The organism is Pradoshia eiseniae, from assembly GCF_002946355.1.
GTDB lineage: Bacteria > Bacillota > Bacilli > Bacillales > Pradoshiaceae > Pradoshia > Pradoshia eiseniae.
The window spans coordinates 1-546 of record NZ_PKOZ01000057.1; the positions used below are offsets into that span (position 1 = coordinate 1).

Here is a 546-nt window from a genome sequence, read left to right on the forward strand (position 1 = left end):
TCTTCCGCTAACCTGCCCCGTTAGTAAAAAAGCGACTGCTCTAATTTCGCAATCGCACACTATAACGGATCAAGCTATTTCTTTTTAACTCCATAAATTATTAGTGCCACGCCAATTACAAGGAACAAGGGGACAAAAAAATTGTTAAAGAAACTACTTGCCTCTACTTCAGGGATTTCACCTGTCATTGTCCCAGAAAAAAAACCAGCTTGAATTATACTGGATGAAATCAAAGAAAATCCCCGTTCAAGTGTATAGATAAAGCCTGACATAACAATAAATACAAATCCAGTTGTTTTATAAAAATTCATATTAGCTTTTCTTATCAGTTTTAGCTGATTTTCCATAAATGAACCTTCTAATAAGATAGATAATGCCCGCTAATGCACCTAGGGTAATGATGCTTCCAAAAATACTGAACGACTGTAACATTACACATTCTCTCCTTTACACTTCTTTTCTCATAAGCTCTTTTGTGAATTATATACTATTATTCCTTATATATCCAAAAATCTCCAACTCACTCTTGAGCTAACCTGCCCCTTT

1 protein-coding gene is annotated in these 546 nt (G+C 34.8%); it reads right to left on the reverse strand.

Annotation, left to right across the window (positions count from 1 at the left end):
* Positions 1–74: 74 nt before the first annotated feature.
* The gene (locus CYL18_RS19065; protein ID WP_104851030.1) at positions 75–347 is read right to left on the reverse strand and encodes a hypothetical protein; all 273 of its coding nucleotides are present in this window, start codon (positions 345–347) and stop codon (positions 75–77) included.
* Positions 348–546 lie beyond the last annotated feature (199 nt).